Origin of the sequence: Ferriphaselus sp. R-1, assembly GCF_000746095.1 — a bacterium.
Taxonomy (GTDB): domain Bacteria; phylum Pseudomonadota; class Gammaproteobacteria; order Burkholderiales; family Gallionellaceae; genus Ferriphaselus.
In genome coordinates this window covers 56840-70708 of the sequence record NZ_JQKP01000012.1, presented here as the reverse complement: position 1 = coordinate 70708, position 13869 = coordinate 56840, and the positions used below count along the sequence as shown (strand labels likewise).

Here is a 13869-nt window from a genome sequence, read left to right as displayed (position 1 = left end):
ATGGCGAAGATAATCGCGATAGCCAACCAGAAGGGGGGCGTCGGCAAGACGACGAGCACGGTCAATCTGGCTGCCAGCCTGGCGGCGCACGGCCAGCGCGTGTTGCTGGTGGATCTCGATCCGCAGGGCAATGCCACCATGGGCAGCGGCGTGGACAAGCACAAGCTGGAGTCGTCGGTCTATCACGTGCTGCTCGGCATCCGCACCTTGCCTGCGGCGCGGGTGCGTTCGGAGGCGGGCAAGTTCGACGTGCTGCCATCCAACCGCGACCTGGCCGGAGCCGAGGTCGAGCTGGTGGATATGGACAACCGCGAGGCGCGGCTACGTTTCCAGCTGAATACGGTCACCGACGAATACGACTACATCCTGATCGATTGTCCGCCGACGCTGAACCTGCTGACGCTGAACGGCCTCTGCGCTGCGCGCGCGGTGATGATCCCGATGCAGTGTGAATACTATGCGCTGGAGGGGCTGAGCGATCTGGTCAACACCATCCGCCGCGTACGCTCCAGCCTGAATGCCGAGCTGGAGATTCAAGGGTTGCTGCGTACCATGTTCGATCCGCGCAGCACACTGGCGCAACAGGTGTCGGCGCAGTTGCAGCAGCACTTTGGCGACAAGGTGTACCAGACGGTGATTCCGCGCAACGTTCGACTGGCGGAAGCGCCCAGCTATGGCGTGCCGGTGTTGTTGCACGACAAACATTCCAAGGGGGCGCAGGCTTATCTGGCGTTGGCGGCTGAGCTGCTGGGTAAGTCTGTTCAGGGAGATGAGAATGGCAAAACCGAATAAGGGCTTGGGGCGAGGGCTGGATGCTTTGCTGTCGGGCATGAGCGAAGCGTCGGGCAGCGATGAGTTGCGCGAGATGGAAGTCACGCTGCTGAAGCCGGGCAAGTATCAGCCGCGCACGCATATGGATGATGAGTCGCTGGATGAGCTGGCGGCATCGATCAAGGCGCAGGGAGTGATACAGCCCATTCTGGCCAGGGAGTTGGACGAGGGCGGTTACGAGATCATCGCAGGTGAACGGCGCTGGCGCGCTTCGCAGCGCGCGGGGCTGGCCAGGGTGCCGGTTCTGGTGCGCAAGGTGCCTGACAATGTGGCGCTGGCCATGGCGCTGATCGAGAACATCCAGCGTGAGAATCTCAACTCTCTGGAAGAGGCATTAGGTATCCAGCGGCTGATCGATGAATTCGGCATGACCCATCAGGAAGCAGCCGACGCAGTGGGGCGTTCGCGCAGTGCGGCTTCCAATCTGCTGCGGTTGCTCAATCTGCACCCTCCGGTGCAGGAGTTGTTGATGGATGGTCGACTCGACATGGGGCATGCTCGCGCCTTGTTGGCACTGGAGGGTGCGCAGCAGATCGTGCTCGGCAACAAGATCGTGGCTGAACAGCTTTCGGTGCGTCAGGCTGAAAAGCTGGTCCAGCACGCCCTGAATCCGCCCGCCCCCAAGCCGGAGGCTCAGCCGGATCGAGACCTGCTGCGCTTGCAGGAAGATCTGGCCCAGCACATCGGTACTGGCGTGGAAATCAAGCCCGGCAAGAAAGGCGCAGGCAAGCTGGTGCTTGATTACGCCAGTCTGGACCATCTGGATGATCTGATCGCCCGGTTGAAGTAGTGCGCGCAACGTTCATTTGAAAACCGTGCTTGACTTATGCAGGGAGAAATCAGAGAATGCGCACGGTTAAAACGCCCTGAGCACAGGGCAAACGCTCCAAGGTGCTCGATGGACGAAGCTGCAAACAAGAACATAAGCCGCGCAGTAAACAAAGCGGCACGCTGGCAAATAATCGTAACGGTTGTCGTATCAGTCGCTTCTCTACTGCTTGCAGGGTTGAATGCGGCGCTCTCCGCGATAGCGGGTGGGGCTTCCGTGATCGTAGGTGCCTACGCAGGAGTGGTCGCGACCCGAGGTCGTGTCGGTGCATCCCCAAGTGGTGTTCTGATCACTTTGCTCAAGGCTGAAGCGGTCAAGGTGCTGGTCACGGCTGTCTTATTGCTGTTGGCGTTCAAGTTTTACAGGGGGATGGTTCCTTTGTCCCTGATAGGTGGGTTGGCAGCTGCTGCGCTGGTTTCCGGCGTTGGGTTGCGAGCCGTGGATGATGAAAATAACAAGTAGGATACGGGATGTCTGAACACGCGCTGACGCCTTCGAGCTATATCGAGCATCACCTCACTTTCAATGCCAAGGATGTTGGCGGTGGATTCTGGACTTTGCATATGGACACCTTGGTGGTCTCTTGGTTGCTTGGTCTGGTGGCATTTGGGTTCATTTGGTGGGTGGTGCGCGGTGCGACTGCTGGCGTACCTAACAAGCGCTTGGCTTTCGTTGAGTTGCTGGTTGAGTTCGTTGATGATCAGGTCAAGGGCATCTTTCACGGTGATCGTAACGCCTTCGTTGCGCCGGCTGCCCTGACGGTGTTTGTCTGGGTCTTGATGATGAATGCGATGGACTTTTTGCCGGTCGATATCATGGCTTGGGTCTATCACAACGTATTTGGTCAAACCTATTTCCGCGCAGTTCCGACTTCTGACATCAACTCGACCTTTGCGCTGGCATTGGCGGTGTGGGTGCTGATGATCTTTTTCAGCATCAAGGTCAAGGGCTTGGGTGGCTGGATTCATGAATTGTTCTGCGCCCCGTTCGGCGCCAATGTGCTGGTTTGGCCAGCCAACTTCCTGTTCAACCTGATTGAGTATGTGTCGAAGCCGCTGTCCCACTCCTTGCGCCTGTTCGGCAACATGTATGCGGGCGAGATCATCTTCCTGCTGCTGGGTATGTGGGCTGCTACTGGCCTGGCAGGTACGATTTTTGGGGCATTGCTGGGCGCGGGCTGGGCAATCTTCCACATCCTGATCGTGGTGCTGCAAGCGTTCATCTTTATGATGCTGACGGTCGTGTACATTGCGATGGCGCATGAGAGCCACTAACTGGTTTGTAATTTTTATCAACTTGTAACACCAACCTTGTAAATCGAAAGGAAATAAAATGGAAAACACCGTGCAACTGTTGGCGATGGTTCAAGCTTACACCGGAATCGGCATCGGCCTGATCATTGGCCTGGGCGCTGCTGGTGCCTGTATCGGTATCGGTATCATGTGTAGCGCGTTCCTGGAAGGTGCTGCCCGTCAACCGGAAATGATGCCAACTCTGCAGGGCAAGGTCTTCCTGCTGCTGGGTCTGATCGATGCGTCCTTCATTATCGGCGTTGGTCTGGCCATGATGTTCGCGTTCGCAAATCCGCTGCTGGCCGTCATTAAATAAGGTTGGCTTTGCCACGCGGCATAAATCGGCGTAAGGAACTGAAATGAACATTAACCTGACACTGTTTGCACAAGCTTTGTCGTTTGCCATTCTGATATGGTTCACGGTGAAGTTTGTCTGGCCGCCGCTGCTGTCTGCAATCGAAACCCGCCAAAAGACCATCGCTGATGGTTTGGCGGCAGCCGAGCGCGGCAAGCATGAGCAAGAGCTGGCCGCCAAGCGCGCTGCGGATGTTCTCCGCGAAGCGAAGGAAAAGGCAGCCGAGATCATCGCTCAGGGCGAGAAGCGCGGTACCGAGATCATTGAGGAAGCCAAGGCTCAGGCCAAGGTCGAGGGCGACCGTATCATCACGGGTGCCAAGGCTGAGGTTGAGCAAGAAGTGTTTCGTGCCAGGGAGCAGTTGCGTAACGAAGTGTCCGCAATCGCTCTGGCCGGTGCATCTCGCATCCTGGGTCGAGAAATCGATGCCAAGGCTCACAACGATCTGCTTGAAAAACTAGTCGCGGAAATCTGATCGCCATGTCTGAAGCCATCACTATTGCCCGTCCATATGCCCTGGCTGCTTTCGAGCAGGCCAAGCGCGGGGGTGCCATGAAAGCCTGGTCCGAATTGCTGGAGGCGGCTGCGGCTGCCGTCGGCGATGCGCAAGTGGCCGCTCTGGTATCCAATCCTCGCGTGGCAGCAGGACAAGTTGAGTCACTGATGAATGCTCTGTGCGGCGGCAAGGTAAGCGCCGACGGGCAGAACTTCATCAAGTTGTTGATCGAAGCTCATCGTCTGGCAGTGCTGCCGGAGATCGTCGAGCAGTTCGAGGCCTTGCGTGCTGAAGAGGAGATGTCGGTTGATGTGGTAGTCAGCTCGGCATTCGATTTGAGTGACGCGCAAAAGCAAAAGATTGCTGCTGCATTGAAGACCAAGCTGGGGCGCGACATCCGTCTCTCCAGCGAGATCAACAAGAATCTGCTGGGCGGCATCGTGATTCGCGCAGGCGACAAGGTGATTGATGGCTCGGCGCGTACACGGCTAGCCGAAATGGCAAGCGCACTGGCTTGATGACAGAAATATCGAAACGAGGAAAAGATGAAGCTCAATCCTTCTGAAATTAGCAATTTGATTCGCAGCCGCATCGAGAATTTCGAAGCGCTGACTCAAGCCCGCACCGAAGGCACGGTTGTTTCCGTGACTGACGGTATCGTGCGCGTTCACGGCCTGTCTGATGTCATGCAGGGCGAAATGCTGGAGTTCCCCGGCAACACTTACGGTTTGGCGCTGAATCTTGAGCGTGACTCTGTGGGTGCTGTGGTTCTGGGTGAATACGAGCACATCAGCGAAGGCGACACTGTCAAGTGTACCGGCAAGATTCTGGAAGTGCCGGTTGGTCCTGAGCTGCGTGGCCGCGTGGTGAACGCGCTGGGTCAGCCCATCGACGGCAAGGGTCCTATCAATGCCAAGATGACCGACAAGATCGAAAAGGTCGCGCCTGGCGTGATCGCACGTAAGTCGGTCGATCAGCCAGTGCAAACCGGCCTGAAGTCCATCGACTCGATGGTTCCAGTCGGTCGCGGTCAGCGCGAACTGATCATTGGTGACCGTCAGACAGGTAAGACCGCAGTTGCCGTCGATGCCATCATCAACCAGAAGGGTCAAAACATGACCTGTATCTACGTTGCGATCGGCCAAAAGGCTTCGACTATCGCCAACGTGGTGCGTAAGCTGGAAGAGCATGGCGCGATGGGTTACACCATCGTGGTGGCCGCGACCGCTTCCGACTCCGCAGCGATGCAGTTCCTGGCTCCGTATGCTGGTTGTACCATGGGCGAATATTTCCGCGATCGTGGTGAAGACGCTCTGATCGTTTATGATGACTTGACCAAGCAAGCTTGGGCCTATCGTCAGATTTCCCTGTTGCTGCGTCGTCCACCTGGCCGCGAAGCTTATCCTGGCGATGTGTTCTACATCCACTCCCGCCTGCTGGAGCGCGCAGCTCGCGTGAATGCCGACTATGTCGAAGCGTTCACCAAGGGTGAAGTCAAGGGCAAGACAGGTTCTTTGACCGCTTTGCCGATTATCGAAACCGCTGCCGGTGACGTGTCTGCCTTCGTTCCGACCAACGTGATCTCGATCACCGACGGTCAGATCTTCTTGGAGACCGATCTGTTCAACGCCGGTGTCCGTCCTGCGATCAACGCCGGTATCTCGGTGTCTCGTGTGGGTGGCGCAGCGCAGACCAAAGTCATTAAAAAGCTGGGTGGTGGTGTGCGTCTGGCACTGGCTCAGTACCGTGAACTGGCTGCGTTCGCACAGTTCGCTTCCGATCTGGACGATGCGACCCGCAAACAGCTGGAGCGTGGCCGTCTGGTGACCGAGCTGATGAAGCAGTTGCAATATGCACCGTTGTCCGTCGCTGAGATGGCCGTCACGCTGTTCGCAGTGAACAAGGGCTACTTCGACGACGTGGAAGTGAAGAAGGCGCTGGCATTCGAGTCCGCCGTCCATTCCTTCCTGAAGTCCAAGCACAAGGCCATCATGGATGCCATCGAGACTTCCAAGGATCTGTCGGGTGACAACGAGAAGGCGCTGGCGGCTGCGATCGAAGAGTTCAAGTCCACAGGCGTTTACTGAGATAACGACTAGCCATTCTGCCCGGTGATCGAAATTAGTCGCCGGGTAGTTGGTTAACAGCCGGAGTAAGTTATGGCAGGCAGCAAGGAAATACGCACCAAGATCAAGAGCGTCGAGAATACGCGCAAGATCACGCGTGCCATGGAAATGGTGGCTGCATCCAAAATGCGCAAAGCGCAGGAGAGGATGCGTGCCGCACGCCCATATGCCGAGAAGATTCGCCAAGTGGCGGCACATTTGTCTCGTGCCAACCCTGAGTACAAGCATCCGTTCCTGATCAAGCGCGACGTGAAGAACGTCGGTGTGATCGTGGTGACTTCGGATAAGGGCTTGTGCGGAGGTCTGAACACCAACATCTTGCGCTTGGTCGTGACCAAGATGAAAGATCTTGAGAGTCAGGGCAAGGGCATCGCGGTGTGTCCTATCGGCAACAAGGGTTTCAGCTTCATGAACCGTGTAGGTGCCAAGGTCAAGTCTCACCTGACCGGTTTGGGCGACACGCCACATGTCGAGAAGCTGATCGGCGCAGTAAAAGTGATGCTGGATGCGTACGCGGCGGGCGAGATCGATGCGATCTACCTGAGCTACAACCACTTCATCAACACCATGAAGCAAGAGCCGCGCATGGAGCAATTGCTGCCCTTGAGCGACGAGATGTCGGCTGAAGACAAGCCTGGTAACTGGGATTATCTGTACGAACCCGAAGCCAAGCAGGTGGTGGACGAGCTGATGGTGCGCTACATCGAATCGCTGGTCTACAGCGCAGTGACGGAGAACATGGCCTCTGAGCAGAGCGCACGTATGGTGGCGATGAAGGCTGCTTCCGACAATGCCAAGTCGGTCATCGGTGAGCTCAAGCTGGTTTACAACAAGGCACGTCAGGCTGCGATTACCAAGGAAATTTCGGAAATCGTCGGCGGCGCCGCAGCGGTTTAACAGTTAAACGTTAATTTGGGGAATCTCAAAATGAGTCAAGGTAAGATTGTTCAGTGTATCGGTGCGGTGGTGGACGTTGAATTTCCTCGCAACGCGATGCCTAAAGTGTATGACGCGCTGTTGGTGCAGGATGACGCGAGTTCCGTTGGTGAAAAGGGCCTGACCCTGGAAGTGCAGCAGCAGATCGGTGACGGCGTGGTACGTACCATTGCCCTCGGTTCTTCCGATGGTTTGCGTCGCGGTACCGCCGTGGTCAACACTGGCAACCCGATCTCCGTCCCGGTTGGTCACGGAACCCTGGGCCGCATCATGGACGTGTTGGGTCGTCCGATCGATGACGCAGGTGACGTGGCATGTGACGAGCGTCGCTCCATTCACCAGAAAGCCCCGAAGTTCGACGAACTGTCGCCTTCCGTTGACCTGCTGGAAACCGGCATCAAGGTGATCGACCTGGTTTGTCCGTTCGCCAAGGGCGGTAAGGTTGGCCTGTTCGGCGGCGCTGGTGTGGGCAAGACCGTGAACATGATGGAGTTGATCAACAACATTGCCAAGCAGCACTCGGGTCTGTCCGTGTTCGCCGGTGTGGGTGAGCGTACCCGTGAAGGTAACGACTTCTACCACGAAATGAAGGACTCCAACGTGCTGGACAAGGTTGCGATGGTGTTCGGTCAGATGAACGAGCCGCCGGGAAACCGTCTGCGCGTGGCGCTGTCCGGTCTGACCATGGCTGAAAAGTTCCGTGACGAAGGTCGTGACATTCTGTTCTTCGTGGACAACATCTACCGTTACACCTTGGCCGGTACCGAAGTGTCCGCCCTGCTGGGTCGTATGCCTTCCGCCGTGGGTTACCAGCCGACGCTGGCTGAAGAAATGGGCCGTCTGCAAGAGCGTATTACCTCTACCAAGGTAGGTTCGATCACCTCCATTCAGGCCGTTTACGTGCCAGCGGATGACTTGACCGACCCGTCTCCAGCGACCACCTTCTTGCACTTGGACTCCACCGTCGTGCTGTCTCGTGACATCGCCTCTCTGGGTATTTACCCGGCTGTGGACCCGCTGGACTCCACCTCACGTCAGCTGGATCCGCTGGTGGTTGGCGAAGAGCACTACTCCGTTGCTCGTGGCGTGCAGCAGACTCTGCAACGCTACAAGGAATTGCGCGACATCATCGCGATTCTGGGTATGGACGAACTGGCTCCGGAAGACAAGCTGGCCGTGTCGCGCGCTCGTAAGATTCAGCGCTTCCTGTCTCAGCCGTTCCACGTGGCCGAAGTGTTCACCGGTTCCCCAGGCAAGTATGTGACCCTGAAGGAAACTATCCGTGGCTTCAAGGGCATCGTCAATGGCGAATACGACCACCTGCCAGAGCAGGCGTTCTACATGGTCGGCGGCATCGACGAAGCTGTCGAAAAAGCCAAGACACTGCAGTAAAGGAAAAGGACTATGGCCATGACCGTTCATGTCGACGTGGTAAGTGCGGAAGAGTCCATCTTCTCCGGCCTTGCGGAACTGGTCATCGTTCCGGGGGAATCGGGTGAGTTGGGTATCCTGCCTCGCCACACTCCATTGCTGACCCGCATCAAGCCGGGTTCGGTGCGCCTTAAACTGCCAGATCATGACAAAGAAGAGTTGATCTATGTGTCTGGCGGGATGCTCGAAGTGCAGCCCAACGTGGTGACTGTGTTGGCTGACACGGCCATCCGGGGAGCCGATCTGGATGAGGCGCGTGCACAGACCGCTAAGCTGGCGGCGGAAGAAGCGATGAAGAATCGTTCCTCCGATATCGATTACGCAGCAGCTCAGGCTGAGCTTTCACAGGCCTTGGCCCAGTTGCAAGCGATCGAGAAACTGCGCAAGCGCACACACTAAGTCGCTCGGCAACATTGAAAAAGGCAGCTTCGGCTGCCTTTTTCAATTGTCGCTGCTGCGAGCGCGCCCGGGAATCGCTTCCCGTTGCTATACTGATTCCAAAGTCGAGGAGGCTCCATGAATTCACTCAACATCATCATCCTGGCGGCTGGCAAAGGTACGCGCATGCATTCCGACAAGCCCAAAGTGCTGCACGCGCTGGCTGGCAGACCGCTGGTAGGGCATGTCTTGGAGACGGCCAGTATGATGTCGCCGGGGGTGAGCTGTGTCGTCTACGGTCACGGCGGCGAACAGGTGCCCTTGGCACTGGCTGGTTTGGCATCGGATTTCGTGTTGCAGGAGCCTCAGCTCGGGACCGGTCATGCGGTCCAGCAGGCCATGCCCCTGCTGGATGACGATAGTACGACTCTCATCCTCTACGGGGATGTTCCGCTGATTCAGGCCGCGACCTTGCATCCACTGTTAATGCACCCGTCGGCGCTCAATCTGCTCACATTGCATCTGGAGCATCCCACCGGTTATGGGCGCATCGTGCGTGATGACGACGGACATGTGGTCGCCATCGTAGAGGAAAAGGATGCGACTACGGAGCAGCGCAGGATCCGGGAAGTCAATACGGGGATACTCGCCGCGCCGACCGGGCTACTGCGTGGCTGGTTGAATGCGCTGAAGAACAATAATGCTCAGGGCGAGTATTACCTGACCGACATCGTGGCGATGGCTGTGGCGCAGGGCGTTTCGGTACATACCGCCCAGCCAGCGCACGAATGGGAGGTCTTGGGAGTCAATAGCAAGCAGCAGCTGGCTGACCTTGAACGGCTGTGGCAGCGGGTGCAGGCGAACCACCTGCTGGCACAGGGCGTGACCCTTGTTGATCCGGGGCGTATTGATATACGGGGCAAGCTGACGTGCGGGCGCGATGTGGAGATCGACATCGGCTGCATCTTCGAGGGCAACGTACATCTGGACCATCGTGTCCGCGTTGGCGCATACAGCGTCATTCGGGAATCCAGTATCAACTCCGGCACACATATCGCGCCATTCAGCCTGATCGATCATGCCGAGGTCGGCAACGATTGTGTGATCGGCCCATACGCCCGTTTGCGGCCGGGGACCAAATTGCACAATGAGGTCCATGTCGGGAACTTCGTCGAGATCAAGAACAGCGAGATTGCCGCACAAAGCAAGGCGAACCATCTCAGCTACATCGGCGACAGTACCGTGGGGAGTCGCGTCAACATCGGTGCGGGCACCATCACCTGCAATTATGACGGTGCAAACAAGCATCGCACGGTGATAGGTGATGACGCTTTCATCGGTTCAGACACTCAGCTTGTCGCCCCCGTGACCGTGGGCAGAGGGGCGACCATCGGTGCCGGCTCCACGATCACCCGCGATACGCCTGAGCATGAGCTGACCTTGTCGCGCAGCAAGCAGTTAACCATCGCAGGCTGGCAGCGCCCGAAAAAGAAGCCGCGCTGAGTGCGCCGACGGGCAAAAGCCTGAGCACCCACGTAAATCCACTGTTGTTCGGCGTTCGCCAAGTGTGACGCAAGCGGCATAGTGCGGTACGTGTACATAGGTGGCCGACGTGCGGCTGTGACCGGGGGATCGACCTATGGCGACTATCGCCATCTTCAATCAAAAGGGCGGAGTGGGAAAGACGACCACTTGCCTGAATCTGACCGCAGGACTGACACGGGCGCAACGTTGCCCGGTCGTGATCGATCTCGACCCGCAGGCGCACATGACGCTGGCCTCTGGCATCCACGAGGTGAGACAGGAGGAAAGCGTGGTGGCCTTTTTCAAGAGCGGAAAGCCACTGGCCCAACTGGTACGGCAGGCACAGGCAGGCTGGGAGATCGTGCCGGCAACGCTGGAGTTGGCCAAGATCGATGTCATGCTGGGCAACGATGCCAAGGCGGGCTCCCTGCTCAGGAACGGGCTGAGTGAAGAGCTTACCCTGACCGGAGCTCCCATCCTGATCGATTGCTGCCCAATGTTGGGCGTGCTGACCCTGAACGCGCTGCTGGCGGCGGATCGAGTGCTGATCCCGGTGTCGGCGGACTTCCTTTCTCTGCAGGGGGTACACCGGCTGGAAGTCGCGCTCAACGTATTGGAATCGCGCCTCAAGCGCAAGATAGAGCGGCGCGTGGTGGTGACCCGCTTCGATGCTCGCCGCAAACTCGCCTTCGAAATCTTTGACAAGGTGCGGGAGCGTTACGGCAATCTGGTGTGCAACACCCGCATCAGTGAAAACGTCTCCCTTGCCACCAGCCCGATGCACGGTAAAGACATCTTCAACTTCGCCCCGGCTAGCCCAGGGGCGGCAGACTACAAGGCGCTTACCCTCGAATTGCTCAAAAGCGGCTTCTTTGATTGATATTCGCCGAATGTTCCCCTCGCAGTAGTAAAATGCGTGCCTTCCGAAATCTCTGTGGATGGTGGCGATATGCTGCTGATGATCGACAACTACGACTCATTTACCTATAACCTGGTGCAGTATTTCGCCGAGCTGGGGGCGGAGGTGGTGGTGCGGCGTAACGACGAGGTGACGCTGGAGCAGATCGCTGAGATGAATCCGCAGCATCTGGTCATTTCGCCCGGTCCCTGTACGCCTAACGAGGCCGGCGTGTCGGTCGCGGCGATCAAGGCGTTTGCGGGCAAGGTGCCGCTGCTGGGGGTCTGCCTCGGCCACCAGAGCATCGGTCAGGCCTTTGGCGGAAAGATCATCCACGCCAAGACGCTGATGCACGGCAAGACCTCACTTATCCATCACCACAATAACAGCGTGTTCACCGGCCTGCCGAATCCGTTCACTGCCACGCGCTACCACTCGCTGGTGATCGAGCGCGAATCAATCCCGGATTGCCTGGAGATCACCGCCTGGACCGATGATGGCGAGATCATGGGGGTGCGCCACAAGACGTTGCCGGTGCACGGCGTACAGTTCCACCCGGAGTCCATACTCACCGAGCACGGCCACGACATGCTGCGGAACTTTCTGGAGGGCAAGCCATGATCACTCCGCAACAGGCGCTGACGCGACTGATCGAGCAGCGCGAGATCTTCTACGACGAGATGGTGGTCCTGATGCGTCAGATCATGCGCGGCGAGGTCACCCAGGCGCAGATTGCCGGTATCCTGGTGGGATTGCGCGTGAAGAAGGAGACCATAGGCGAGATCGCGGGTGCGGCCACGGTGATGCGAGAGTTCGCCACTCAGGTGCCGGTGCTGAACCGGACCCATCTGGTCGATACCTGCGGCACGGGCGGGGACGCGGCGCATACCTTCAATATTTCCACCGCCAGCGCCTTTGTCGCGGCGGCGGCGGGCGCACGGGTGGCCAAGCACGGCGGTCGTTCGGTGTCCTCGACCTGCGGCTCGGCAGACGTGCTGGAGTCGCTGGGGGTGAATATCAACCTGACCCCGGAGCAGGTCGGGCGCTGCGTGGACAGCATTGGTATCGGCTTCATGTTCGCTCCCAATTTCCACGGTGCGATGAAATACGCCGCACCGGTACGGCGCGAGCTGGGTGTGCGTACCCTGTTCAACGTGCTGGGGCCGCTTACCAATCCTGCCGGAGCCGAGCACCAGGTGATGGGCGTATTCCATCCCGATCTGGTCGGCATCCAGGCTCGCGTGTTGCAACGTCTGGGCAGCCGCCACGTATTGGTGGTGAATGGTTCTGATGGGCTGGATGAGATCACCATCAGCGGTCCGACAGCCGTTGCCGAACTGAAGGATGGCGCAGTGACCGAATATACGATCACGCCGCAGCAGTTCGGGCTACAGGCAGTATCGCTGGACTCGGTCCGGGTGACGAATGCCGCAGAAGCCAAGGCCATGTTGCTGAGCGTGCTGGATGACCGGGCCGGCGCGGCGCGTGACATCGTACTGCTCAATGCCGGTGCTGCCATTTATGTTTCCGGTGTGGCGGACAGTCTGGCCGACGGGGTGCAGAGGGCGGCTGATGTGTTGGCGAGTGGTGCTGCGAAGGCCAAGCTGCAAGCCCTGATCGACGAGGGGCGCAACTAACCTGCCGGTGGGGCCGGAAGCGTTTACGAGGGAGGCACAGCGTCCCCCCTATGCCTTAAGGCATATTGTTCTGCCGGATTGGGCGATGTTATGGTCCGGCACCATGGAAAATTCCCCTACTCCCTTATATGACTGTCACGCTTCGTGCGCTCAGGATCCGGCAACCTGTAATCCTTTGATCGCCCTGGCTTCCGGGCTGGGTGCCTGCGGCGAAGTCAAATGTACCCGCTTGTTGCGTCAGATGTTGGACTTGCTGCCCATGGGAGCATGGGTGTTGAATGGCCATGGCGCGCTACTCTACGGCAACCCTCAAGGATGCAGGCAGCTGCCAGCTGCGGGATTGGGCGACCCACAGCCGGTCGGCGTTCCGGTGCCGGTGGCCTACTGGCGGAAAAGCGGGGAGACGGTCGGGCGCGAAGAGTGGTCTTATATCAGGTCGCTGAGTGACGGTGAGGCTCATCTGGCCGACCAGATCCGGATCGAATATCCGGATGACCGGAGCGAATACATCGAAAGTTCGGCCTTACCTGCACGGGATGAGGCGGGCGCAGTGCAAGCCATCCTGGTGGTGAATCAGGACATCTCCGAGCGTGTTGCGACAGAAGAGGCGCTGCGATCCCTGGCCGAGACCGATATGCTCACTGGAGCCAATACCCGCCGAAAATTCTTTCATTTGCTCGAATTGGAGATCGAGCGCCATGCGCGTTATGCGCGGGCTCTGTCCGCTATCATCTTCGATACCGACCACTTCAAGCGCGTCAACGATGAGCATGGCCATCTGGTGGGTGATGACGTGCTGACCGAGTTGGGTCGGCTGCTGGCCGCCAATATCCGCAAAACGGACCACTTCTGTCGTCTGGGCGGAGAGGAGTTCGTCGTGCTCTTGCCGGAGACCGCTCTGGATGAGGCGGTGGCCTCCGCCGAGAAGCTGCGGGCGTTGATCGAGCAGAGTCCGATGCCCGTCATCGGCCACATCACCTGCAGCTTCGGCGTCTCGCAGTTCACCCCAGGCGAAAGCGGCTCGGCGTTCCTGCGGCGGCTGGATCAGACCATGTACCAGGCCAAACAGGGCGGACGCAATCGGGTCGCCTTCCAGTAGCCGGAAATTGTGCCGGGCGCGGCATCCGATTACAATG

General features: G+C 58.4%; 16 protein-coding genes. All 16 read left to right on the top strand.

Features of this window, described 5'->3' with window-relative positions; all coding sequences use genetic code 11:
• Complete coding sequence (locus DM08_RS08480) at window positions 1–792, top strand: ParA family protein (protein ID WP_035384230.1); 792 nt, start codon at window positions 1–3, stop codon at window positions 790–792.
• Entirely contained in the window at window positions 776–1621 is an 846-nt protein-coding gene (locus DM08_RS08475; RefSeq protein ID WP_035384229.1) for a ParB/RepB/Spo0J family partition protein, read from the top strand. Before DM08_RS08480 ends, DM08_RS08475 begins: the two co-directional genes overlap by 17 nt.
• A 108-nt stretch (window positions 1622–1729) precedes the next feature.
• On the top strand, window positions 1730–2122 hold the full coding sequence (locus tag DM08_RS08470) for an ATP synthase subunit I (RefSeq protein WP_051938022.1): 393 nt from the start codon (window positions 1730–1732) through the stop codon (window positions 2120–2122).
• 8 nt (window positions 2123–2130) lie between these two features.
• Entirely contained in the window at window positions 2131–2934 is an 804-nt protein-coding gene (gene atpB / locus DM08_RS08465) for a F0F1 ATP synthase subunit A (protein WP_035384228.1), read from the top strand.
• Window positions 2935–2992: 58 nt separating this feature from the next.
• Complete coding sequence (gene atpE, locus DM08_RS08460; protein WP_035384227.1) at window positions 2993–3268, top strand: F0F1 ATP synthase subunit C; 276 nt, start codon at window positions 2993–2995, stop codon at window positions 3266–3268.
• A 43-nt stretch (window positions 3269–3311) separates the two neighbouring features.
• A complete protein-coding gene (locus DM08_RS08455; RefSeq protein WP_035384226.1) occupies window positions 3312–3782 on the top strand; it encodes a F0F1 ATP synthase subunit B in 471 nt (156 codons plus the stop codon).
• A gap of 5 nt (window positions 3783–3787) precedes the next feature.
• Entirely contained in the window at window positions 3788–4321 is a 534-nt protein-coding gene (locus DM08_RS08450) for a F0F1 ATP synthase subunit delta (RefSeq protein ID WP_035384225.1), read from the top strand.
• A gap of 27 nt (window positions 4322–4348) precedes the next feature.
• Entirely contained in the window at window positions 4349–5890 is a 1542-nt protein-coding gene (atpA, locus tag DM08_RS08445) for a F0F1 ATP synthase subunit alpha (protein ID WP_035384224.1), read from the top strand.
• A gap of 72 nt (window positions 5891–5962) precedes the next feature.
• Entirely contained in the window at window positions 5963–6826 is an 864-nt protein-coding gene (atpG, locus tag DM08_RS08440; protein WP_035384223.1) for a F0F1 ATP synthase subunit gamma, read from the top strand.
• A 30-nt stretch (window positions 6827–6856) separates the two neighbouring features.
• Window positions 6857–8257 carry a F0F1 ATP synthase subunit beta gene (gene atpD, locus DM08_RS08435; protein WP_035384222.1) on the top strand — a complete coding sequence of 467 codons (1401 nt, stop codon included), beginning with the start codon at window positions 6857–6859 and terminating at the stop codon, window positions 8255–8257.
• Between the two features lie 12 nt (window positions 8258–8269).
• A complete protein-coding gene (locus DM08_RS08430; RefSeq protein WP_035384221.1) occupies window positions 8270–8695 on the top strand; it encodes a F0F1 ATP synthase subunit epsilon in 426 nt (141 codons plus the stop codon).
• 117 nt (window positions 8696–8812) lie between these two features.
• Window positions 8813–10177: a bifunctional UDP-N-acetylglucosamine diphosphorylase/glucosamine-1-phosphate N-acetyltransferase GlmU gene (gene glmU / locus DM08_RS08425; protein WP_035384220.1), complete on the top strand. Its 1365-nt coding sequence runs from the start codon at window positions 8813–8815 to the stop codon at window positions 10175–10177.
• Window positions 10178–10313: 136 nt separating this feature from the next.
• Entirely contained in the window at window positions 10314–11078 is a 765-nt protein-coding gene (locus DM08_RS08420; RefSeq protein WP_035384219.1) for a ParA family protein, read from the top strand.
• 69 nt (window positions 11079–11147) lie between these two features.
• Window positions 11148–11717 (top strand): anthranilate synthase component II, encoded by a 570-nt coding sequence (locus tag DM08_RS08415; RefSeq protein WP_035384218.1) that lies wholly within the window; start codon window positions 11148–11150, stop codon window positions 11715–11717.
• Window positions 11714–12733 carry an anthranilate phosphoribosyltransferase gene (gene trpD, locus DM08_RS08410; RefSeq protein ID WP_035384217.1) on the top strand — a complete coding sequence of 340 codons (1020 nt, stop codon included), beginning with the start codon at window positions 11714–11716 and terminating at the stop codon, window positions 12731–12733. The genes DM08_RS08415 and trpD overlap by 4 nt, the downstream gene beginning before the upstream one ends.
• A 175-nt stretch (window positions 12734–12908) precedes the next feature.
• A complete protein-coding gene (locus DM08_RS08405; protein ID WP_051938021.1) occupies window positions 12909–13832 on the top strand; it encodes a sensor domain-containing diguanylate cyclase in 924 nt (307 codons plus the stop codon).
• Window positions 13833–13869: the final 37 nt, after the last annotated feature.

Coding starts and splice junctions, on each gene's coding strand:
- DM08_RS08480 (WP_035384230.1), top strand. CDS start 1: ATGGCGAAGATAATCGCGATAGCCAACCAGAAGGGGGGCGTCGGCAAG.
- DM08_RS08475 (WP_035384229.1), top strand. CDS start 776: ATGGCAAAACCGAATAAGGGCTTGGGGCGAGGGCTGGATGCTTTGCTG.
- DM08_RS08470 (WP_051938022.1), top strand. CDS start 1,730: ATGGACGAAGCTGCAAACAAGAACATAAGCCGCGCAGTAAACAAAGCG.
- atpB (WP_035384228.1), top strand. CDS start 2,131: ATGTCTGAACACGCGCTGACGCCTTCGAGCTATATCGAGCATCACCTC.
- atpE (WP_035384227.1), top strand. CDS start 2,993: ATGGAAAACACCGTGCAACTGTTGGCGATGGTTCAAGCTTACACCGGA.
- DM08_RS08455 (WP_035384226.1), top strand. CDS start 3,312: ATGAACATTAACCTGACACTGTTTGCACAAGCTTTGTCGTTTGCCATT.
- DM08_RS08450 (WP_035384225.1), top strand. CDS start 3,788: ATGTCTGAAGCCATCACTATTGCCCGTCCATATGCCCTGGCTGCTTTC.
- atpA (WP_035384224.1), top strand. CDS start 4,349: ATGAAGCTCAATCCTTCTGAAATTAGCAATTTGATTCGCAGCCGCATC.
- atpG (WP_035384223.1), top strand. CDS start 5,963: ATGGCAGGCAGCAAGGAAATACGCACCAAGATCAAGAGCGTCGAGAAT.
- atpD (WP_035384222.1), top strand. CDS start 6,857: ATGAGTCAAGGTAAGATTGTTCAGTGTATCGGTGCGGTGGTGGACGTT.
- DM08_RS08430 (WP_035384221.1), top strand. CDS start 8,270: ATGGCCATGACCGTTCATGTCGACGTGGTAAGTGCGGAAGAGTCCATC.
- glmU (WP_035384220.1), top strand. CDS start 8,813: ATGAATTCACTCAACATCATCATCCTGGCGGCTGGCAAAGGTACGCGC.
- DM08_RS08420 (WP_035384219.1), top strand. CDS start 10,314: ATGGCGACTATCGCCATCTTCAATCAAAAGGGCGGAGTGGGAAAGACG.
- DM08_RS08415 (WP_035384218.1), top strand. CDS start 11,148: ATGCTGCTGATGATCGACAACTACGACTCATTTACCTATAACCTGGTG.
- trpD (WP_035384217.1), top strand. CDS start 11,714: ATGATCACTCCGCAACAGGCGCTGACGCGACTGATCGAGCAGCGCGAG.